Genomic DNA, 18,912 nt, shown 5'->3' on the forward strand with positions numbered 1-18,912 from the left:
TCGGTGGAAGGGGCGTCCTCGGTCGGCTGCGGGGACGGGAACTGGACGTACCAGACGGGCGGCTTGTCCTCGGGGCGGCGGAGCGCGATGTCCGGGCGGGTCAGGTTGACCTTCGCGGGGGCGGGGAACTCGGCCGTGGCGGTGCGGGACGCGTCCTGCTCGTCCTCGGTGCCGGATGCGTCCGGTTCCCGCTCGGCGTCGTTCTCCACGTCCTGGCCCTCCTCGACTCGAACCCCCGGCAGGCAGGCGGAGCCGTCCCCCCGACAACGCCGCGCATAGTGAAGGACGCGCAGTTTACCGGGAAGGTTCGGAGTGGTTCGCGTCCTTGGCGGCCGTGTCCGTGAACCCGGACGGGGCGTCGCGGAGATACATCTCCGACAACGTCCCCGCACGGGAAGGCCCGGTGCGCATGCCATGGTGGTGGCGATGACCGTACCCCCGACGGCTCAGGACAGCGATGCCACCCTCATCGAGGGTTCGCTCGCCGATCCGGAGGCGTTCGCCGCGCTCTTCGACCGGTACTCCGCGATGCTGTACCGGTACGTCTCGCGCAGGCTGGGGCCCGAGGCCGCGGAGGACGTCGTCGGAGAGACGTTCCTCGTCGCGTTCAGCAAGCGGGAGCGCTACGACCCGGCGCAGCGGGACGCGCGGCCGTGGCTGTTCGGCATCGCGACGAAGCTGGTGGCGCGGCACCACCGGGCGGAGGGCGCGCGCTACCGGGCGCTGCGGCGGAGCCCGGTGGACGGTCCGGTCGAGGGGCCCGCGGAGCGGGTCGCGGCGGGGGTGACGGCGTCGGCGACGCGGCCCGCGCTGGCGGCGGCGCTGTCCGGGCTGCCGCGGCGGGACCTGGACGTCCTGCTGCTGGTGGCGTGGGGCGATCTGGCCTACGAGGAGGTGGCGCGGGCGCTCGGCATCCCGGTCGGGACGGTCCGCTCCCGGCTCAACCGCGCCCGGCGCAAGGTGCGCGCCGCGCTGGGCGACAGCGACCCGACGCGTGAGGAGGCGTGAGCATGGACGACCTGGACCTGGTCCGCGACCTCGGCCGGGAGCTGGAGCACGAGCCGCCCGCCTCGCTGGCCCGGCAGCGGAACCGGCTGCTGGACGCGGCCGGGCGGGGACGGCGGCGCGGCCCCGGCCGGTGGACGCTGCTCGGCATGGTCGCGGCGGTGACGGCGGCGGCGATCCTCGTCCCGGCGGTGGTCTTCCACGGGCGGGACGCGAAGCCGGTGGCGGCGAAGTCGGCCGCGCCCGGGGCCGCGTTCAACGTGCTGCTCCTCGGCGTGGACGGGCGGGGCGGCGCGCACGCGCGCTCGGACACGATCATGGTGGTGCACGTCCCGGCCGACCGGAAGCGCGTCCGCGCGGTGAGCGTCCCGCGCGACTCCCTGGTGCGGATTCCGGCGTGCAAGACCGCCGGCGGGGCGGTCCTCCCGGCGCGCCGAGGGCTGATCAACTCGGTGTTCCCGGAGGGCGGCGCGGGGTGCGCGGTGAAGACGATGGAGTCGCTGACGAGCGTCCGGATCGACCGGACGGTGCTGATCGACTTCGACGGGTTCCGGGCGATCGTGGACGCGCTCGGCGGTGTCCGGGTGACGCTGCCCGCGCCGGTCGACGACCCGAAGGCGGGGCTGAAGCTGTCGGCGGGCAGGCACCGGGTGAGCGGGCGGACGGCCCTGGCCTACGTGCGGGCGAGGTACGGCGTCGGGGACGGTTCCGATCTCGCGCGCATCGAGCGGCAGCACCAGTTCCTGGAGGCGCTGGTGCGGGAGGTGCGGGAGCGGGCGACCGGGAATCCGGTGCGGCTGGCGCGGTTCCTCACGGCGGTCGCCGGTGCGGTCGAGACGACGCCGGGGCTGGGGGCGGGGGAGTTGCGGCTGCTCGCCGAGAGCTTCGGTGAGAGCGGTTCGATCACGTTCGACACGGTTCCGGTGCGTCCCGCGCGGCAGGACCCGAACCGGCTGGAGTGGGACCGGGCGGGGGCCGACCGGATGTTCGCCGCGTTCCGGACGTCATGAGTGATCCCGTTTCTGCCGGGTAGGCCCGAGTCATCCCCGGGCCCCCAGGAACGAATCACGAGGTCAAGGAGTGATCGATGGCCACGAAGATCCGCGAAATCATGACGGGCTCGCCGACGTCGGTGTCCCCGGAACTCGACATCGTGACGGTGGCGCGGGCGATGCGCGACGAGGACATCGGCGCGGTGCTGGTCGCGGAGGGCGACGACCTGCAGGGCGTGGTCACCGACCGGGACCTCGTCATCCGCGGCCTCGCCGCCGGCGGCGACCCGTCCCAGGCGAAGATCGGCGGCATCGCGAGCCGGGTGACGGCGACCGTCGGCCCCGACGACTCCCTGGACAAGGCCGCGCAGATCATGCGGGAGCGGTCGGTGCGCCGGCTGCCCGTCATGGAGGACGGCCGTCCCGTGGGCATCGTGTCCATCGGCGACCTGGCGATCGAGCACGACTCCCGGTCGGCCCTGGCGGACATCAGCGCCGCCCGGTCCAACACCTGACGCCGTACATGTGACCAGTGGGCGTGCCCGGAGGCCGCTACCGGTGCCCATCCTCCGGCCCTGGGCACGCTCACGCCCCCGCTAGGGGAGGACGGACAGTAGCCGGTCAAGTTCCTCCTCGGTGTTGTAGTAGTGCACGGAGGCCCGCACGGCCGCAGGAAGGACGTGCGGGTCGTATCCGTGCGACATGGGGTTCGTGACGTTGATGTTGACGCCGTGCGCCCTTGCGGCCGCCTTGATGGCGGCGGGGTCGTGGCCGTCCACGCTGAACGTGACGAGCCCGGACGGCCGCACCCCCTTGTCATGGACGGTGACACCAGGGCGGTCGGCCAGTTCCTCACGAAGCCTGGTGGCGAGTGCGGTCACGCGTGCCTCGATCTCCACCATCCCCACGCGGGCCGCATAGTCGGCGGCGACGCCCAGGCCGATCTGCCCGGCGACGTACCGCTCCCATGTCTCGAAGCGCTGGGCGTCGCCGCGCATCTCGAAGCCGTCCGGTGCCTTCCACTCGGCGGCATGCAGGTCGAGGAAGGGCGGGACGAGCGTCCGCACGATGTCGCGCCGCACGTACAGGAAACCCGTGCCGCGGGGACCGCGCAGGTACTTGCGGCCGGTCGCCGAGAGCATGTCACAGCCGATCTCGCCCACGTCCAGGGCGAGGTGGCCGACCGACTGGCACGCGTCCAGAAGGTAGAGGACGCCGTGCTCACGGCACAGCCGCCCCACCTCGGCGGCCGGGTTGACGAGTCCGTTCTGCGTGGGGATGTGGTTGAGCGACACCAGGCGGACGTCACCCTTGGCGAGTTCGGCCTCCAGCGCGTCCAGTGAGAGGGTGCCGTCGGCTTCGTCGGGGACGACCTCCACCTTCGCGCCCTTGGCCGCCGCCACCTGCTGGTAGGCGATCGCGTTGCTGGAGTACTCGGAGGTGGTGGTCAGGATGCGGTCGCCGTCCGCGAAGGGGATCGAGTAGAACGCCATGTCCCAGGCCCGGGTGGCGTTCTCCACGTAGGCGATCTCGTCTGCGCGCGCGCCGATGAGCCCTGCCACGGCGTCATAGAAGTGTTGGACGGCCTCTGTGTTCTGCTCGGCGGCCTCGTATCCGCCAATCTCCGATTCCAGCGCGAAATGCCCGTTGACGGCCTCGATGACCGGACGGGGCGGCAGCGCCGCGCCCGCGTTGTTGAGATGGGCCACCTTCGCGCAGCCGGGGGTGTCGGCCCGGAGACTCTCGATGTCCACGTGGTGCGCGTCCCTCCGTGAAATGTCGGACCCCCGCGCCATGCTGGCCGCGGGCGACGACTTGACCTCAACCATTGTTGAGGTCTCATGCTTGCTGTTCCAGGCTAACGATCACCAGGGGGACCCGTGGACATGGAGGTCACGGCGTGGATGTCGCTGCACCACGCCATGCACGCGCAGGACGGCAGGCCCTTCTCCAAGGCCACCCTGCGCCGCATCGGCGGCTTCGCCCGCCCGCACCGGCGGCAGCTCGCCGCCTTCCTCATCCTCAGCGTGGTGATGGCGGTCATCGCGGTCGCGACGCCCGTCCTCGCCGGCTGGGTCGTCAACGCGATCGTCGACCGCGACGCGACGTCCACCGTCATCGGGCTGGCCGTGGTCATCGCCGTCCTCGCGGTGGCCGAAGGCGGCCTCGGGCTCGCCAACCGGTGGCTGTCGGCCCGCATCGGCGAGGGGCTGATCCTCGACCTGCGCACCGCCGTGTTCGACCACGTCCAGCGGATGCCCGTCGCGTTCTTCACCCGCACCCGCACCGGCGCCCTGGTCAGCCGCCTCAACAACGACGTGATCGGCGCCCAGCGCGCCTTCAGCGACACCCTCTCCGGCGTCGTCAGCAACCTGGTCACGGTGCTGCTCACCTTCGCGGTGATGGTCCGCATCTCCTGGCAGATCACGCTGCTCGCCCTGGTCCTGCTGCCCGTCTTCGTCCTCCCGGCCCGCCGCATGGGCACCCGCCTGGCGCGGCTCGAACGCGAGGCCGCCGCGCACGACGCCGCGATGAGCACGCAGATGACCGAGCGCTTCTCCGCCCCGGGCGCGACACTGGTGAAGCTGTTCGGACGCCCCGCCCGCGAGTCGGCCGAGTTCGCCGCCCGCGCCCGCCGCGTCCGCGACATCGGCGTCCGCACCGCGATGGTGCAGCACGTCTTCATCACCGCGCTCACCATGGTCTCCGCCCTGGCCCTCGCCCTCGTCTACGGCCTCGGCGGCTTCCTGTCCCTGCGCGACCACCTCGACGCCGGCGCCGTCGTCGCGCTCGCGCTCCTGCTGACCCGCCTGTACGCGCCGCTGACCGCCCTCGCCAGCTCCCGCGTCGAGGTGATGAGCGCCCTGGTCAGCTTCGAGCGGGTCTTCGAGATCCTCGACCTGGAGCCCCTCGTCGCCGAGAAGCCCGAGCCCCGCACCGTCCCGGACGGCCCGGTCACCGTCGAGTTCGACGACGTCCGCTTCGGCTACCCGTCCGCCGACAAGGTCTCCCTCGCCTCCCTCGAAGAGGTCGCCACCCTCGACACCCGCGGCGGCGTCGAGGTCCTGCACGGCATCTCGTTCCGCGCCGAACCCGGGCAGACGGTCGCGCTGGTCGGCTCGTCCGGCGCGGGCAAGTCGACGATCGCGCAGCTCCTGCCGCGCCTCTACGACGTCGACTCCGGCGCCGTCCGCCTCGGCGGCGTGGACGTCCGCGACCTGTCCTTCCAGGCCATCCGCGACACCCTCGGCATGGTCACGCAGGACGGCCACCTGTTCCACGAGTCGATCCGCGAGAACCTCCTCCTGGCCCGTCCCGAGGCCACCGAGGACGACCTGTGGGACGTCCTGCGCCGCGCCCGCCTCGACACCCTCATCGAGGGCCTGCCCGACGGCCTCGACACCATCGTCGGCGAGCGCGGCTACCGCCTGTCCGGCGGCGAGCGCCAGCGCCTCACCATCGCCCGCCTCCTGCTGGCCCGCCAGCGGGTCGTGATCCTGGACGAGGCCACAGCCCACCTCGACTCGACCTCCGAGGCCGCCGTCCAGGAGGCCCTCGCCGAGGCCCTCGACGGCCGCACCGCCGTCGTCATCGCGCACCGGTTGAGCACGATCCGCTCCGCCGACCAGATCCTGGTCATCGAGCAGGGCCGGATCGTCGAACGCGGAAACCACGACGACCTCCTCGCCGCAGGCGGCCGCTATGCCGACCTCTACAACACCCAGTTCGCCAACGACCCACCCCTGGAAACCGTCAGCTGACCCGCCGTACGCGCACCCCCGGCCCGCCTTTGGCCGCGGGTGCGCCGGTATGTCCGGGGTGAGCCAGGGGCGGGACCTTTCGGTGAACGGGACGAGCTGGGACGATCTCGGGCCGGCGGGAAGAGCGACGTTCAAGATCTTGAGGTTCTTCGGCAAGGGGAGACGGGCCGGAACCAGGGAGATGACCAGGGGGTTGAGGAGGCGTTTCGAGGGTCGGGAGGCGTCCTCCGGGTATTGGGAGACGACCGCAGACCGGGACGACCCTGATGATCGGGAGGCAGAGACATGGCGGATCGGGATCGGTTGCCCGCGCCCGTGGAAGGGCTCGTGCTGACGCACTTCCTCACCGTCCGCGACGTGGCGCGCTCGCGCGCCTTCTACGCGGACGTCCTCGGAGGCGAGGTCGTCCTGGCGGAGAACCCCGCCATCGTGAAGGTCGCCAACGCCTGGATCATCATGAACCCCGGCGGCGGGCCCACCCCGGACAAGCCCGACGTCACGCTGTCGCCGCCGGAACCGGGCGACCCCGTCTCGTCCTTCATGAACGTGCGCGTCGCCGACATCGCCGCGTTCTACGCGTACGCCAAGGAGCGGGGCGCCCGGTTCCTGACGGAGCCGCTCGACCGCAAGGCCGAGATCCGCTGCTACATGCGCGACCCGGACGACTACCTGATCGAAGTCGGCCAGGCCACCGGCATGCTCCACGGCGTCTACGCCGACCCACCCGCCACCTCGGAGAACTGACCGCCCCAAGCCCGCGCGCCGACCGTCCTCGCTCTGAGGGGTGGGGGCGGGTCAGGCGATGTCGGTGAGGGTCTTCTGGAGGGCGCGGAGGATGCCGGAGCGCCAGCCGCTGCCCATGCCGCGGAAGGCGTAGGCGTTGACGGGGTCGTCCAGGTCGAAGCCGGCGTGCTCGATGAACAGCCGGGTGCCGTGGCCTTCGGGGACGAGCCGCCAGGTCACCGTGGTGTCGAGGCCGCCGCCGTTCCAGCTGATGCGCAGCAGCCGCTCGTCCTCGATGTCGAGGACCCGGCATCGGATCGTGCCGTCGAACCCGATGTTGGGGATCGGGGTGGCGGCGAAGGTGAAGCGGTGCCCGACGACGGGTTCGAAGTCGTTCGGCATCATCCAGCGGGCCAGCAGGTCCGGCTCGGTGAGCGCCCGCCACACCTTGCGCGGCGGATGCGGCAGGAACTCGTCCACCTCGATCGACGCGCGCTCACCGCTCACGCCGTCCACCTTACGGCGCGTACCCGGGGTGCGCCCGTGTCCTGTCGCCGCCATGTCATGTCCGGCGGACGCGGGCGACGGCGATGACGCCGGAGACCACGATGATCCCGGCCGTCCACGCCAGCGAGCGCGTCACGTAGTAGGCGGCGCCGTGGCCGAGCAGCGCGGCGGCCGCGTCGCCCTGCGTGAGCACCCGGACGGCGTCCATCATGACCGTGACCGGCTGATTCTCGGCGAAGCCCTGCAGCCAGCCGGGCATCGTCTCCACCGGGACATAGGCGCTGGACACGAAGCTCAGCGGCAGCGCCAGGAACCCCGCGCCCTGCGCCGCCTGCGGGTTCGCACTGAGCAGCCCCAGCGCCACGAACATCCACACGAACGCGAACCCGAACAGGACGCACAACCCGAATCCGGCCAGCGCGGACGGCCAGCCCGCGTGCACGCGGAAGCCGACGGCGAAGGCCAGCGCCGCGCTCACCGCGAGGATCAGCGTGACGCGTGCCGTGTCCGCCGCGACCTGGCCGGAGATGACGGCGGTGCGCGGCATCGGCAGCGACTTCAGCCGGTCGAGGTAGCCGGACGCGACGTCCTCGGCGACCGCGACCGCCGCGCTCATGCCGGCGAACAGCCCGCTCACGGTCAGCAGCCCGGGGATCATGTAGTCGACGTAGTCGACGCGCCCCGTGCCGATCGCCCCGCCGAACACGTACCGGAAGATCAGCAGGAACGCGACGCTCTGGACGAGCCCCATCACGATGATCTGCGGCGTCCGGAACGTCCGCCGCATCCCGCGCCGGGCGATGACCCAGCTCGCCGCTCCGACACCGGCCCCGCCGGGTGCCTGCATTACCGCCATGCGGCCTCACTCCTTCTCATGATGGTCCCGTCCCCGTCGGGGAGAACCTCGTCGCGTCGGCCGGAGCCTCGTCCCGTCGGCGGGAGCCTCGTTCCGGGGTGGTGGTCAGGGAGAGGAAGACCTCGTCGAGGGTCGGGCGGCGGAGGGTGATGTCCGCTATCGGGATCTGGTGGTCGGCCAGGGTTCGGACGGCTCTCGTGAGGTCGTCCGGGCCGTTCTCTGCGGTCGCGGTGACGAGGAGGGTGCGCGGGTCGGTGCGGACGGTGCCGAGGGCGTCCAGGGCTCCGGCGGCCGAGGTCAGAGAGGTGTGGTCATGGACATGGACTTCGATCAGGTCGCCGCCCGTGCGGGCCTTCAGCTCGCGGGGCGTGCCCTCGGCGACGACGCGGCCGTGGTCAATGATCGCCATACGGTCGGCCAGGCGGTCGGCCTCGTCCAGGTACTGGGTGGTCAGCAGGACGTTCGTGCCACCGGCCACAAGGTCGCCGATGGCGTCCCACAGTTCGATGCGGCTGCGGGGGTCGAGCCCGGTGGTGGGCTCGTCCAGCAGCAGGAGGCGCGGCGCGCCGACGAGGCTGGCGCCGAGGTCGAGGCGGCGGCGCATCCCGCCCGAATAGGTGCGGACGAGGCGATCGGCGACATCGCCGAGGGACAGGCGTTCGAGCACGTCGGACGCGCCGGCGCGGGCGTCCCGGCGGCTCCGGCCGAACAGGCGGGCGATCATCTCCAGGTTCTCGCGGCCGGTCAGCGCACCCTCGACGGCCGCGTACTGGCCGGCCAGGCCGATGGTGCGGCGGACGCGGGCGGGGTCGCGGGCGGCGTCGATCCCGTCCACGAGAAGCGTGCCGCCGTCGGGACGGACGAGGGTCGCGACGCAGCGCACGAAGGTGGTCTTGCCGGCGCCGTTCGGGCCGAGCAGGGCCGTCACCCGGCCGGGCGACACGGTGAGGTCGAGGCCGGCGAGGGCCTCCACGTCGCCGAACCGCTTGACCAGCCCGGCGGCCTCGACGGTGGGCGTCACAGGTCCTCCTCGTCCAGCAGTTCGCGCAGGTTGGAGAGCTTCTCGCGCCAGAACCGCTCGTACGGGGTCAGCCATTCGGACAGTTCGCGCAGCGGCCCCGGCTCCAGCCGGTAGACGCGCCGGCGGCCGTCGCGCTGCTCGGTGACGAGCCCGGCCTCCCGAAGCACCCTGAGGTGCTCGGAGACGCTCGGGCGGCTCATCGTGAAGTGCGCGGCGAGGTCGTTGACCGGGCGCGGGCCGTCCAGCAGGAGCGCGGTGAGCTCCCGCCGGACGGGGCTGGCCAGCGCCGCGAACACGTCGGCGGTCACTGCTCGGCCAGGACGAGGCCGTTGCCGTCGGGGTCGGTGATCACGGCTTGCCGGCCCCAGGGGAGGTCCTGCGGGCCGTCGACGGCCACGCCGGCCTCGCGCAGCGCCGCGCAGTCGCCGTCGAGGTCGGCCGTCGCCAGGATCAGCCCTTGCAGGCTCCCGGGCGCGGCCGGGGTGTGGTCGGCGAGGACGACGCTCGTCTCGGCTCCCTTGGGGGCGAGCTGCAGCCAGCGGATCGGGCCGTTCTGCTGGTCCGCGACGACGTCGAAGCCGAGCTTGCCGGCGTAGAAGTCCTTGGCCGTGTCCAGGTCGGAGACGGGAACGGTCAGCAGGCGCACATGGGTGATGGTCATGCGGGCGACGATAGGTAGGGAGTTCCCTACGTGTCAAGCGTAGGAAATCTCCTACGCATCGCGCGCCGGGCGGACGGGTTTAGTGGGCGGGTGCGGAGGCAGGTTGGAGGAATGCGTGCCGTCACCTATGACTCGTATGCGTCCGACAACGCGAAGCTGAAGGTCGGGGACGCGCCGGATCCGAAGGTCGGCCCCGGCCAGGTGCTGGTCGAGGTCCGCGCCGCCGGGGTCAACCCCGTCGACTGGAAGGTCATGGCCGGCGGCCTCGACGGGATGATGGACGCGGTCTTCCCGGTCATCCCCGGCTGGGACGTCGCCGGGGTCGTCCGCGGCCTCGGCCCCGACACGCCGGAGTTCGCCGTCGGCGACGAGGTCATGGCGTACGCGCGCAAGGACGTCGTCGGCGCCGGGACGTTCGCGCAGTACGTCGCGGTCGCGGCCGACCACGTCGCGCACAAGCCCCAGGCGCTCGACTGGAACCAGGCGGGCGGCCTGCCGCTCGCCGGGATGACCGCGCAGCGCTCCCTGGACCGGCTGGCGGTCGGCAAGGACGACGTGCTGCTCATCCACGCGGCGTCCGGCGGGGTCGGGGGCCTCGCGGTCCAGATCGCCCGCGACCGCGGTGCCCGGGTGATCGGCACGGCGTCCGAGAAGAACCACGACTACCTGCGGGGACTCGGCGCGGAACCGGTCTCCTACGGGGACGGGCTGGTGGAGCGCGTCCGCGAACTGGCGCCCGGCGGGGTGACCGCGGTCGCCGACTTCGTGGGCGGGCAGCTGGACGCCACGCTCGCCCTGCTGGCCAGCGGCGGGCGGCACGTGTCCGTCGCCGACAACACCGTGGACGAGCACGGCGGCCACTGGATCTGGGTCCGCCCGGACGGCGCGAAGCTCGCCGAGCTGGCCCGCCTCGCCGACCGCGGCGCGCTCGCCGTCGAGGTCGCGGACACGTTCCCGCTGGAGGAGACGGGTGCCGCGTTCGACGCCAGCCGCAGCGGGCACACGCGCGGCAAGCTCGTCATCGTGCCCTGACGAACTCGCTGCGGAGCGCCCGTCCCCAACGAAGGAGCGTCATGCCCGTCCTGGACGACACATTGCCGCTGCTGTCGCGGCCTTACGGGCTTCTGTCCGCCAGGGCCCGCCGCCTGGACACCGACGTCTACGACATGCGGCTGCTCTTGCGGAAGACCACCTGCATGACCGGGGCGGACGCCGCGCGCGTGTTCTACGACCCGGACCGTTTCGTCCGGGAGGGCGCCGCGCCCCGGCGGCTCCGCGTCACGCTGTTCGGCGAGAACGGCGTGCAGGGCCTGGACGGGCGGCGGCACGCCGCACGCAAGCGGATGTTCATGTCCTTGATGACGCCCGAGGCGCGGGACGAGCTGCGCGACCTCACCGGGCGGGCCTGGCGGAAGCGCATCGGCGCGTGGCGGAACGAGCCGCGCGTCGTCCTGTTCGACGAGGTCAGCGAGCTGCTGTGCAGTGCGGTGTGCGCGTGGGCGGGGGTGCCGCTCGCCGCCCGGCAGGTCCCGCAGATCTCCCGGATGCTCGTCGCGCTGATCGAGGCCCCGGCGGCGGTCGGCCCCCGCTATCTGCGTGGACGCACCGCTCGCAGGCTCGCCGACCGCTGGGCCGCCGCCCACGTCACGCGCGCCCGTGAACGGCACGGGCGGGATGCCTCGTCGGCTCGCGGAGCAGCGCCAGGCGACGGCACGGCGCTGGACGAGATCGCCGCCTACCGCGACACGGACGGGAGCCTCCTGCCGCCGGACGTGGCCGGAGTGGAGCTGCTCAACGTCCTGCGGCCCACGGTGGCGGTGGCGCGCTTCGTGGTGTTCGCTGCCATGGCGCTGCACGACCATCCCGAATGGCAACGCCGGCTTGCGACGGACGACGACCCGGAACTCCTCGAAGCGTTCGTCCAGGAAGTGCGCCGGTTCTACCCGTTCTTCCCGCTCGTCGCGGCGCGCGCCGCCCGCGACTTCGAATGGCGCGGCCACTATTTCCCGAAGGGACGGCGCGTCCTGCTCGACCTGCACGGGACGGATCACGACCCGCGCCTTTGGGACCGTCCCGAACAGTTCAAACCGGAACGGTTCATCGGCCGCACACCAGACGCCTACAGCCTCATCCCGCAGGGCGGCGGCGACCATTTCGAGGGCCACCGCTGCGCCGGAGAATGGGTCACCAAGGACGTGATGAAAACGTCGGTGACCGCCCTCACCCGGTGGATGTCCTACCAGGTCCCGCCACAGGACCTGAGCATCCATCCGTGGCGCGCCCCGGCCCTACCGAAGAGCCGTTTCGTCATCGCCAGGGTGGCGGAACTCTAGACCGACCTGCGCGTGAGCCCGGCCTGCTCGGCCTTGCTCCGGCGCTCCGCTTCCGCCCGCTGCCGTGCATTCTCGTGGACGGCCCAGTTCTCCGGCTGCATGAACATCAACTCGCCAGTGCCGGGAGCGAGCAGCACGCCCCCGAAGACGTCGTCACCGGCGAACCAGGCCCCGCGGTCGATCTCTGCGGGCCACTGGCCGGAGTAGAGCGGTTCGCGCGCCGACATTCGCGGGGAGTCGCCGTCGCCCAGCGTCAAGGAACGCCTGCCCTGGCTCTGCAGGCTCGACTTCTGCACGGGTGAGCGGAACTCGAAGTCGTACACCTTCAGCACGCGGGCGCATTTCCGCACCCAGCCGATCTGCGGCAGCCAGAACCGCGTCCCCAGCAAAAGCGCCATCATGCCCACGGCGACGAACGGGCCGAGATAGCGGAGACCCAGCGCGAGCGGCAAAGCGATCATCGCGATGCCGGGCACCGCGATGAGCAGCAGGTAACGTCCCACCAGGATCCTGTAGTGGTATTTCACCGGGCCTTCGCGATCGGTGCCGTCCGCGGCGAACGGCACTGCGCCCCTGAACGGGCGATACAGCAGCAGGTGCATGGCCAGCAGCACGACGGTGACGAGCCCGAGCATTCCGGGGATCGCGAACCAGAAGAAGGTGTCGCTCAGAACCGTGAGGACGAGCCCGTAGGACACGGCGAAACCGCCGCCGAGCAGTGCCGCACGCCGCAGCGGACCGCGTCCTCCACCGCCCGCGCCGCCGGCCTGGCCGGCCGCAACCGAAGGCTCCGCCATACCGCCCTTTCCGCGATGTACCGATGCAACTCGCCGGTCTGCCCGGACAGGCCACCACCGGCCCCGGCCCCTCGTCAACCTGACGAACCGTCCGCATCGTGATCGGCAAGGGGCATCCCCGTGGCGAGCGACCGAGCGGCATCGACGAAGAACTGCTCGTCCGCGCCGGGGGCGAGGCCGAGGATGACACCCTGGTTGAGGCCGACGAACAGCGCTCGCAGTGCCGTGACCAGGCGCTCCGCCTGGCCGGACGTCACGGTGCCCCCGTTGTGCGGCCTTCCGGAGAACACCGCGATCAACTGCTGCTCCTGCCGCCGGATGGACGCGGCGAGCTGGGCTCCCAGCTCCCGGTCGTGCAAGGCCATGTCCAGCAGGGTGATCTGGAGCGACAGGACGGACAGCGCGTCCGGCGAATCGAAGCTGCGCCGGTAGTACCGGGCGAAGACCTCGACCGCGCCGAGCAGGTCGAGTCCGGCCGGGACGGCCTGCTCGATCTCCTCGTAGTGCGGCCGCAGGTAGTCCGTGACGAGCGCGAGCACCAGGCCGTTCTTGCTGCCGAACAGGGAGTAGACGGCGCCGGTGGTCAGGCCGGCCCGCTCGGCGATCTCGTCGAGCCTGGCCCGGTACCCGTCCCGGGCGACGACCTCGAACGCGGCGTCCAGCAGGGCACGGCGGTTGCGCTCCTTGGCCTCCGCTCTCGTCATACGCATAGTCTCATTATTACGATAATTTGATTACGGAACCAAGCCTGGACGAGCTCGGGAGGACCCCATGCCCCAGACCACCGCGCCGCCGGACGCACGCCAGAGGACCGGGATCATCGCCGACAGCGCCGTCAAGGCGCTCCTGGGCGCCGCCTTCCTGCTCGCCGCGGCCCCACTCGGCCGCCTGTTCGGCGTATCGACATGGCTCATGGCCGCCTCGGGCGCGGCCCTGCTGATCTGCGGCGCGATCGAGATCAAGCACCTGCGCAGCCGCCCGGCGCGGACCTACGTCCGCCTCATGGTCGGCTACGACGCCGGCTGGGGGCTGGCGACCCTCGCCGCCCTTCTTCCCGTGTGGGGGAGCAGCGGTGCCGGGGGCGAGGTATGGATCGGCTACCAGATCGCCGCGCCCCTCGTCTTCGCCGCCCTCCTGCTGACCGCCGCCCCATCCCGGACGCCGTCACAACCCAGCGCAACAGACCCCGCCCACTGACGAACACGGCACCCGGACGCCCGACGAGGCCGGGGAGGGGCCGGGGGCGTCAACCGCTCACTTGGATTTCCACGCGGTGGCGGATGTACTCATCCGAGTGGGAGCGAGCGATCTCCACCGCCGTCACCACGAGAGCGTGGAGTTCCGGCGGATACGCGGACGGCCGCAGAGGCAGCCCAGGGAGAATGCAGCGTCGAACGTCCAGGTTTTCATTGCTGACGAATTCTTGGAGCGCGGTCTCGTTCCACACCCTCACCAGGACGGACCTGTCTTCGGAGTCCGTCCGGCTTTCCCCGAGGCCGTTCTCGGCTCGCGCGTTGGGGAGGCGCAGCGGCAGAGCCGTCCAGTACCACGCACGCGCGGCACCGGCCCGCTCCAGATCGGTGCCCGTCCGCAGATACTCGAGAAGCGCAGAGCGGACACGCCGGCGTCCGAATGCGTGCAGAGCCGGCTCGACGAACCGGCGATTGAAGCTCGGGTCCGGATCGTGGACGGCCGCCTTCATGAGGGCGCCGAAGGCGGCATCGGACGCGGGCAGGCCATCGCTGCCGGCATTGCGAAGCGCCGCCCGTACCTGCAATCGCCAGCCCCGCCGATCATCTGGATCCGGCTCGGCCGGGACGTCGAGTCCGACCACTCGGACGAGGTCGGCCAGGCACTCCATGAACAACTCCCGTGAGTCCCCGGTTCGCGCCGGTAGTGCCATGAACGCCTGTGCGGTCTCCGGGCAGTCCTTCCCTGCGGTCTCGTCTCCGCTCGCGTTCATGGTGGCCTCTCAGAGTTACCCGGCGTGCTGGCTACTGCTTGAGGTCGTTGAGGATTGTGTCGAAGCAGGCGTCACCCTGGTCCGCCTGGTTATTGAGGAAAGCAGAGGTCGACAGGGTGCCCGGCCCCAAGGAGGGGCCGGGCATGGGGGCTACTGCTTGAGGCTGTTGAGGATGGTTTGGAAGGTGCGGGGGGTGAGGAGGAGTTTGGGGCCGTCGGGGTCCTTGGAGTCGCGGACGGCCACGGCCTCGGGGAAGCGTGCCACTTCCACGCAGGCGTCACCCTGGTCGCTGCTCTTCCGGGCCTTCCGCCACGTGATCATGTCCACCGAACAACCGCCTTCCGTAGGAACTCGCGGGAGTCGTCGACGCTCAGAGCGCGAGCTTGCAGCGCCGAGAAGGCGCCGACTATGTGCAAGATATCCTCTTGGTCGTTCGTTGTGATGCCGCCTCTCGCGGCGGGCATGTAGAGCAGGTCGCCGCCGTTCGACTGGGTCGCGAGATTGAAGGAGCCGACGAGGCCCGGGTAGTAGCCGGTGGGGGCGATTTGGAGGGTGACGTTGCTCCACTCGGAGACGGTGAGCAGGTGTTCGCATTGTTCGCGCATGATCTCCGCGTTGCCCATGCACGTCCAGAGGACGTTTTCCAGCAGGACGACGCTGAGCATGGGCGGGGTCTCGCTTTGCAGGACCTCTTGGCGGCGGAGTCTTCCTTCGACGGCGGTCTCTTCCTGCAGAAGGGCGCGGATGTAGGCCGGGGTCTGGAAGAGGCCGTAGACGAACATCGTCTCGAAGGCGCGCAGTAAGCAGGCGGTGCCTTCGGCCAGGGGGTAGTCGGCGAACCAGGGCGGGTACCGGCTGGATTTGAGCAGGTCGTCCCAGGCGTCCTGCATTTCGGTCTGGGATTCGAGGGCCTTGTCGAGCTCGGCCGCGAACTCTCTCGTGCAGCGGGTGGTTCCGGTCTCGACCTGGCCGATGTAGCTGCGGGTGACCGGTATGCGGTTGGCCAGTTCGAGTCGGGAAAGTCCGACATCTTCTCGCAGGCCGGCCAGGGCGATGCCGAAGGCGATGGTCTGCCGGGTGGGCTTTCGTGACGGCATGGGCGGGCCACCTCTCGAAAGCACTTGCAAGCAGGTGCAAGCGGGCTCGTTGCGCTGTCGCGCTTTGCTCTTGATATTACTCCATGTGGTTAATCCTTTGCGTTAAGTCACATGCGACACGCGGAGGTGAGCGGATGGAGCCGTCAGTGATCGTGATCAAGGCGGCGGCGGAGGCCGTCAGGGAGGCCCGGGAGTTCGTCGGAATGGTCTTCGGGAGCTGGGGGCTTGCGGACTACGTCGCCCGGACGGTGGTCAGCGAGCTGGCGACCAACGCGGTCACGCACGGGTCCCGGGACGGGGATCTCGTGATCGTGCGCGCCTATCTGCGGGACGACGGGTTCGCGGTCGTCGAGGCGTGGGACCGGTCGGACGCGGCGCCGGTCGTGCGGCCCGTCGACCATGCCGCCGAGAGCGGGCGCGGGCTGATGCTCATGGAGTCACTCGTCCGGCGCTGGGGGACTCGGCCGCTGAGCGAGGGCGGCAAGGTGGTCTGGGCCGAGATCGAGCCGGTGCCCGCATGAGCGGTCATCTCGGCCCCATCCGCCGAGCGGCGCGTTACTTCTTCGGCTTGTGAGGGGGCAGGAGGCGGGCGGCGAGGATTGTTGCGCCTTTTACGGCTGCCTGGTCGTCCAGTTCGGAGAGGGTCAGGCGGGGGGCCTCCCGGAAGGTCAGGCGGTCCGCCAGGCGGGTGGCCAAGGGGGCTCGGAGTGACTCACCGGCCTTGGCCAGTCCGCCGCCGATGACGAGGAGGGACGGGTCCAGGAGGAGTGTCGTGGCGGCCAGGCCGTCCGCCAGGCAATCGAGTGCTTCGGACCAGACCTGCGCGGCCTTCTCGTCGTTCCGCCCGGCGCGGGCTATCACTTCCTCCGCGGGGACGGAGGCGCCGTGGCGGCGGGAGATGGCGGCGGCCGAGGAGTATCTCTCCAGGCAGCCCTTGTTGCCGCAGGCGCAGTCCTCGCCGTTCGGGCGGACGACCACGTGGCCTATCTCGCCGCTCCAGCCGATCGTGCCGGGATAGGGGCTGCCGTTCAGGATCAGGGCGGCGGCTATTCCGGTGCCGATGGCCATGAAGACGAAATCGCCGGCGTCGCGGCCGGCGCCCAGTTCCGCTTCCGCCAGGCCGCCCGTGCGGACGTCGTGGCCGACGGCGACGGGGATTCCGAGGCGTTCGCGGGCCAGGTGGAGCATGGGGACGTCCCGCCAGCCGAGGTTCGCGGAATGGACGGCCGTGCCCGTGGATTCGTCCACGATGCCGGGCAGGGCGATCCCGGCGGCCTGGGCGGGGGAGCCCAATGCGGCCGCGCGGGACGCGAGGTGGGCGGCGAAGTCGAGAATGCCGCCCACCGGGTCTTCGCGGTCCGTGGGACATGACTCGGTGAGGAGTACTTCGGAGTCGTGCGTCACCGCGGCCTTCATCGAGGTGCCGCCCACGTCCAGGCCGATCAGGCTCATTTGATGGAGCCCGCGGTCAGGCCGCCGATCAGGTAGCGCTCGACGAAGATGAACAGGATGACGACCGGGATGATCGCGATCAGGGACGCGGCGAAAAGGTACTGCCAGTGCGCCTGGTACTGGGTGACGAAGGACGGGATGCCGACCGTGAGCGGGCGGCGGTCCGGGGACGCGGTGACGGTCAGGGCGACGATGTACTCGTTCCACGCCGCGATGAACGTGTAGACGATCGCGGTGACCACGCCGGGCATGGAAATGGGGAGGGTGACGCGGGTGAGGGCGCCCATGCGGCCCGCGCCGTCCAGGAAGGCGGCCTCCTCCAGTTCCTTCGGGATGCTGGAGAAGTAGCCGTGCAGGATCCAGACGCAGAACGGCAGGTTGAACGCCGCGTTCACCAGGATGAGCGACATCAGGGTGTCGGTCAGGTTCAGCGCGACCATTTCCCGGTAGATGCCGATGACGAGTGCGGTCGGCGCGAACATCTGCGTGACCAGGACGAGCAGCAGGAACGCGCCGCGGCCCCGGAAGCGGTTCCGGGCCGTGTAGTAGGCGGCGGGCAGGGCGCAGGCCAGGGTCACCAGGGTGGCGGCGGCCGCCACGGTGAGGGAGACCCGCAGGTACGTCCAGACGGGGGCCGCCGACCAGACGTCGACGAAGTTCGACCACGTCCACTGGGACGGCAGGTAGGTGCCGGGGGATTCCGTCAGCTCGCGCTCGGGCTTGAGCGCGGTGAAGAACATCTGCAGGTAGGGCAGCAGGAAGGCCAGCGCCACCAGCCAGCCGATCCCGGCGAGGACGATCTTTCGCGTTCGCCGGGGGGTCGCCCCCTCGGGTGCCGAGCGGCCGGTCATCGGACCTCCTCACGCCAGCGGGCGGCCCGCAGGTACAGCAGCACCATCACCAGGATCAGGACGAAGTTGACGACCGCCATCGCGCCGGACTCGCCGACGTTCTGGTCGTAGAACGCGAGTTTGTACATGTACGTGGTGGTGGTGTCGGTCTTGTGGCCGGGCCCGCCGCCGGTCATCGCCCAGATGATCGGGAAGCTGTTGAACACGTTGATCACGTTGATGATCGAGGCGATGAGGATGGCCGGGCGCAGGAGGGGGAGGGTGATGCCGAAGTAGGTGCGGACGTGGCCGGCGCCGTCGACGCGGGCGGCCTCGTACACGTCGCCGGGGATCGTCTGCAGGCCGGCGAGGATGACGAAGGACGTGAACGGCAGCGACACGAACACCGCGACCCACATCATCCAGAACATCGCCTGGGTGGGGTGGGCCAGCCAGTTCACCGGCTCGTCGATCAGGTGCAGGTCGAGCAGGACGCGGTTGACGATGCCGGAGTAGTTGTCCAGCATCCACTTCCAGATCAGCGCCGTCATCAGCACCGACGCCGCCCACGGGACGATGACGGCCCAGCGGACGACGCGGCGGCCGGGGAAGCGGGCGTTCAGCAGCTGGCCGAGCGCGAGGGACAGCACCATCGTGACGATCACGATGCCGCCGACCCACAGCAGCGTCCGCAGCACGACGGGGACGAGGTCGTCCTCGCCGAACAGGTCGGTGTAGTTGGCGCCGCCCCGGTAGCCGAGCGTGACGCCGGACGAGCTGATCTTCTGCAGCGACGTCCGGACCATCTCGATCACCGGCCAGAGCACGACGACCGTGATGAGGACGAGCGCCGGGCCGAGCCACAGCAGCGGGGTCAGCGCGCGGCCGGCCCGGCGGACGAGGGAGGGGCGGGG

General features: G+C 70.9%; 24 protein-coding genes. 9 read left to right on the top strand and 15 right to left on the bottom strand.

Annotated elements, in window-relative coordinates:
- Positions 1-209, bottom strand: a 209-nt coding sequence (locus tag ETD96_RS21085; protein ID WP_138638191.1) for a hypothetical protein, incomplete at its 3' end; no start/stop codon positions are given.
- Between the two features lie 217 nt (positions 210-426).
- Between ETD96_RS21085 and ETD96_RS21090 the strand changes: the two genes are divergently transcribed.
- The 3 genes from ETD96_RS21090 to ETD96_RS21100 all read left to right on the top strand — a co-directional run bounded on the left by ETD96_RS21090 (position 427) and on the right by ETD96_RS21100 (position 2,512).
- Positions 427-1,008, top strand: a complete 582-nt coding sequence (locus ETD96_RS21090) for an RNA polymerase sigma factor (protein ID WP_138638192.1) — start codon at positions 427-429, stop codon at positions 1,006-1,008.
- A gap of 2 nt (positions 1,009-1,010) precedes the next feature.
- Positions 1,011-2,015, top strand: coding sequence for an LCP family protein (locus tag ETD96_RS21095; protein ID WP_138638193.1), 1,005 nt, complete (start codon positions 1,011-1,013; stop codon positions 2,013-2,015).
- A 77-nt stretch (positions 2,016-2,092) separates the two neighbouring features.
- Positions 2,093-2,512 carry a CBS domain-containing protein gene (locus tag ETD96_RS21100; protein ID WP_138638194.1) on the top strand — a complete coding sequence of 140 codons (420 nt, stop codon included), beginning with the start codon at positions 2,093-2,095 and terminating at the stop codon, positions 2,510-2,512.
- Positions 2,513-2,593: 81 nt separating this feature from the next.
- Here ETD96_RS21100 and ETD96_RS21105 read toward each other — a convergent pair whose 3' ends face one another.
- On the bottom strand, positions 2,594-3,751 hold the full coding sequence (locus ETD96_RS21105) for an aminotransferase class V-fold PLP-dependent enzyme (RefSeq protein ID WP_240807949.1): 1,158 nt from the start codon (positions 3,749-3,751) through the stop codon (positions 2,594-2,596).
- Between the two features lie 132 nt (positions 3,752-3,883).
- Here ETD96_RS21105 and ETD96_RS21110 point away from each other — a divergent pair, with 132 nt between their 5' ends.
- Positions 3,884-5,758, top strand: coding sequence for an ABC transporter ATP-binding protein (locus ETD96_RS21110; RefSeq protein ID WP_138638195.1), 1,875 nt, complete (start codon positions 3,884-3,886; stop codon positions 5,756-5,758).
- 285 nt (positions 5,759-6,043) lie between these two features.
- Complete coding sequence (locus ETD96_RS21115) at positions 6,044-6,502, top strand: VOC family protein (RefSeq protein WP_138638196.1); 459 nt, start codon at positions 6,044-6,046, stop codon at positions 6,500-6,502.
- Positions 6,503-6,553: 51 nt separating this feature from the next.
- Here the strand turns inward: ETD96_RS21115 and ETD96_RS21120 are convergent, their stop codons facing one another.
- The 5 genes from ETD96_RS21120 to ETD96_RS21140 are packed head-to-tail and all read right to left on the bottom strand — an operon-like array spanning position 6,554 to position 9,526.
- Positions 6,554-6,988 carry an SRPBCC family protein gene (locus ETD96_RS21120; protein WP_240807950.1) on the bottom strand — a complete coding sequence of 145 codons (435 nt, stop codon included), beginning with the start codon at positions 6,986-6,988 and terminating at the stop codon, positions 6,554-6,556.
- A gap of 55 nt (positions 6,989-7,043) precedes the next feature.
- Positions 7,044-7,844, bottom strand: coding sequence for an ABC transporter permease (locus ETD96_RS21125; RefSeq protein WP_138638198.1), 801 nt, complete (start codon positions 7,842-7,844; stop codon positions 7,044-7,046).
- A gap of 16 nt (positions 7,845-7,860) precedes the next feature.
- A complete protein-coding gene (locus ETD96_RS21130; RefSeq protein ID WP_138638199.1) occupies positions 7,861-8,865 on the bottom strand; it encodes an ATP-binding cassette domain-containing protein in 1,005 nt (334 codons plus the stop codon).
- On the bottom strand, positions 8,862-9,173 hold the full coding sequence (locus ETD96_RS21135) for an ArsR/SmtB family transcription factor (protein ID WP_138638200.1): 312 nt from the start codon (positions 9,171-9,173) through the stop codon (positions 8,862-8,864). The genes ETD96_RS21130 and ETD96_RS21135 overlap by 4 nt, the downstream gene beginning before the upstream one ends.
- A complete protein-coding gene (locus ETD96_RS21140; protein ID WP_138638201.1) occupies positions 9,170-9,526 on the bottom strand; it encodes a VOC family protein in 357 nt (118 codons plus the stop codon). Before ETD96_RS21140 ends, ETD96_RS21135 begins: the two co-directional genes overlap by 4 nt.
- 111 nt (positions 9,527-9,637) lie before the next feature.
- On the opposite strand from ETD96_RS21140, the gene ETD96_RS21145 reads away from it, so the two are divergent.
- Together ETD96_RS21145 and ETD96_RS21150 are read left to right on the top strand one after the other, a co-directional pair.
- Complete coding sequence (locus ETD96_RS21145) at positions 9,638-10,558, top strand: NADP-dependent oxidoreductase (protein ID WP_171069152.1); 921 nt, start codon at positions 9,638-9,640, stop codon at positions 10,556-10,558.
- 41 nt (positions 10,559-10,599) lie between these two features.
- Positions 10,600-11,859, top strand: coding sequence for a cytochrome P450 (locus ETD96_RS21150; protein ID WP_138638203.1), 1,260 nt, complete (start codon positions 10,600-10,602; stop codon positions 11,857-11,859).
- Here ETD96_RS21150 and ETD96_RS21155 read toward each other — a convergent pair.
- Both ETD96_RS21155 and ETD96_RS21160 read right to left on the bottom strand, forming a co-directional pair.
- The gene (locus tag ETD96_RS21155; RefSeq protein ID WP_138638204.1) at positions 11,856-12,656 is read right to left on the bottom strand and encodes a hypothetical protein; all 801 of its coding nucleotides are present in this window, start codon (positions 12,654-12,656) and stop codon (positions 11,856-11,858) included. The two genes, ETD96_RS21150 and ETD96_RS21155, sit on opposite strands and share 4 nt — an antisense overlap.
- A gap of 74 nt (positions 12,657-12,730) precedes the next feature.
- Complete coding sequence (locus ETD96_RS21160; protein ID WP_138638205.1) at positions 12,731-13,360, bottom strand: TetR/AcrR family transcriptional regulator; 630 nt, start codon at positions 13,358-13,360, stop codon at positions 12,731-12,733.
- A gap of 67 nt (positions 13,361-13,427) precedes the next feature.
- On the opposite strand from ETD96_RS21160, the gene ETD96_RS21165 reads away from it, so the two are divergent.
- Entirely contained in the window at positions 13,428-13,853 is a 426-nt protein-coding gene (locus tag ETD96_RS21165; RefSeq protein WP_138638206.1) for a hypothetical protein, read from the top strand.
- Positions 13,854-13,902: 49 nt separating this feature from the next.
- Here the strand turns inward: ETD96_RS21165 and ETD96_RS21170 are convergent, their stop codons facing one another.
- The 3 genes from ETD96_RS21170 to ETD96_RS21180 form a co-directional block, all read right to left on the bottom strand.
- A complete protein-coding gene (locus ETD96_RS21170; RefSeq protein ID WP_205719379.1) occupies positions 13,903-14,517 on the bottom strand; it encodes a hypothetical protein in 615 nt (204 codons plus the stop codon).
- 252 nt (positions 14,518-14,769) lie between these two features.
- On the bottom strand, positions 14,770-14,940 hold the full coding sequence (locus ETD96_RS21175; RefSeq protein ID WP_138638213.1) for a DUF397 domain-containing protein: 171 nt from the start codon (positions 14,938-14,940) through the stop codon (positions 14,770-14,772).
- Positions 14,937-15,716: a helix-turn-helix domain-containing protein gene (locus ETD96_RS21180; RefSeq protein WP_138638207.1), complete on the bottom strand. Its 780-nt coding sequence runs from the start codon at positions 15,714-15,716 to the stop codon at positions 14,937-14,939. The genes ETD96_RS21175 and ETD96_RS21180 overlap by 4 nt, the downstream gene beginning before the upstream one ends.
- A gap of 134 nt (positions 15,717-15,850) precedes the next feature.
- Here ETD96_RS21180 and ETD96_RS21185 point away from each other — a divergent pair, with 134 nt between their 5' ends.
- A complete protein-coding gene (locus ETD96_RS21185) occupies positions 15,851-16,237 on the top strand; it encodes an ATP-binding protein (RefSeq protein ID WP_171069153.1) in 387 nt (128 codons plus the stop codon).
- 34 nt (positions 16,238-16,271) lie between these two features.
- Here the strand turns inward: ETD96_RS21185 and ETD96_RS21190 are convergent, their stop codons facing one another.
- The 3 genes from ETD96_RS21190 to ETD96_RS21200 are packed head-to-tail and all read right to left on the bottom strand — an operon-like array spanning position 16,272 to position 18,876.
- Positions 16,272-17,168 carry an ROK family protein gene (locus tag ETD96_RS21190; RefSeq protein WP_138638209.1) on the bottom strand — a complete coding sequence of 299 codons (897 nt, stop codon included), beginning with the start codon at positions 17,166-17,168 and terminating at the stop codon, positions 16,272-16,274.
- Positions 17,165-18,019, bottom strand: a complete 855-nt coding sequence (locus tag ETD96_RS21195; protein ID WP_138638210.1) for a carbohydrate ABC transporter permease — start codon at positions 18,017-18,019, stop codon at positions 17,165-17,167. Before ETD96_RS21195 ends, ETD96_RS21190 begins: the two co-directional genes overlap by 4 nt.
- Positions 18,016-18,876 (bottom strand): carbohydrate ABC transporter permease, encoded by an 861-nt coding sequence (locus ETD96_RS21200; protein WP_240807962.1) that lies wholly within the window; start codon positions 18,874-18,876, stop codon positions 18,016-18,018. The genes ETD96_RS21195 and ETD96_RS21200 overlap by 4 nt, the downstream gene beginning before the upstream one ends.
- Positions 18,877-18,912: the final 36 nt, after the last annotated feature.

The sequence above is a fragment of the Actinomadura geliboluensis genome (assembly GCF_005889745.1).
GTDB classification, from domain to species: Bacteria; Actinomycetota; Actinomycetes; order Streptosporangiales; family Streptosporangiaceae; genus Spirillospora; species Spirillospora geliboluensis.

Excerpts from the sequence above, each read along its gene's own strand:
- ETD96_RS21090 (WP_138638192.1), top strand. The coding sequence starts at position 427 with ATGACCGTACCCCCGACGGCTCAGGACAGCGATGCCACCCTCATCGAG.
- ETD96_RS21095 (WP_138638193.1), top strand. The coding sequence starts at position 1,011 with ATGGACGACCTGGACCTGGTCCGCGACCTCGGCCGGGAGCTGGAGCAC.
- ETD96_RS21100 (WP_138638194.1), top strand. The coding sequence starts at position 2,093 with ATGGCCACGAAGATCCGCGAAATCATGACGGGCTCGCCGACGTCGGTG.
- ETD96_RS21110 (WP_138638195.1), top strand. The coding sequence starts at position 3,884 with ATGGAGGTCACGGCGTGGATGTCGCTGCACCACGCCATGCACGCGCAG.
- ETD96_RS21115 (WP_138638196.1), top strand. The coding sequence starts at position 6,044 with ATGGCGGATCGGGATCGGTTGCCCGCGCCCGTGGAAGGGCTCGTGCTG.
- ETD96_RS21125 (WP_138638198.1), bottom strand. The coding sequence starts at position 7,844 with ATGGCGGTAATGCAGGCACCCGGCGGGGCCGGTGTCGGAGCGGCGAGC.
- ETD96_RS21140 (WP_138638201.1), bottom strand. The coding sequence starts at position 9,526 with ATGACCATCACCCATGTGCGCCTGCTGACCGTTCCCGTCTCCGACCTG.
- ETD96_RS21145 (WP_171069152.1), top strand. The coding sequence starts at position 9,638 with ATGCGTGCCGTCACCTATGACTCGTATGCGTCCGACAACGCGAAGCTG.
- ETD96_RS21150 (WP_138638203.1), top strand. The coding sequence starts at position 10,600 with ATGCCCGTCCTGGACGACACATTGCCGCTGCTGTCGCGGCCTTACGGG.
- ETD96_RS21155 (WP_138638204.1), bottom strand. The coding sequence starts at position 12,656 with ATGGCGGAGCCTTCGGTTGCGGCCGGCCAGGCCGGCGGCGCGGGCGGT.
- ETD96_RS21160 (WP_138638205.1), bottom strand. The coding sequence starts at position 13,360 with ATGACGAGAGCGGAGGCCAAGGAGCGCAACCGCCGTGCCCTGCTGGAC.
- ETD96_RS21165 (WP_138638206.1), top strand. The coding sequence starts at position 13,428 with ATGCCCCAGACCACCGCGCCGCCGGACGCACGCCAGAGGACCGGGATC.
- ETD96_RS21170 (WP_205719379.1), bottom strand. The coding sequence starts at position 14,517 with ATGGAGTGCCTGGCCGACCTCGTCCGAGTGGTCGGACTCGACGTCCCG.
- ETD96_RS21175 (WP_138638213.1), bottom strand. The coding sequence starts at position 14,940 with ATGATCACGTGGCGGAAGGCCCGGAAGAGCAGCGACCAGGGTGACGCC.
- ETD96_RS21180 (WP_138638207.1), bottom strand. The coding sequence starts at position 15,716 with ATGCCGTCACGAAAGCCCACCCGGCAGACCATCGCCTTCGGCATCGCC.
- ETD96_RS21185 (WP_171069153.1), top strand. The coding sequence starts at position 15,851 with ATGGAGCCGTCAGTGATCGTGATCAAGGCGGCGGCGGAGGCCGTCAGG.
- ETD96_RS21190 (WP_138638209.1), bottom strand. The coding sequence starts at position 17,168 with ATGAGCCTGATCGGCCTGGACGTGGGCGGCACCTCGATGAAGGCCGCG.
- ETD96_RS21195 (WP_138638210.1), bottom strand. The coding sequence starts at position 18,019 with ATGACCGGCCGCTCGGCACCCGAGGGGGCGACCCCCCGGCGAACGCGA.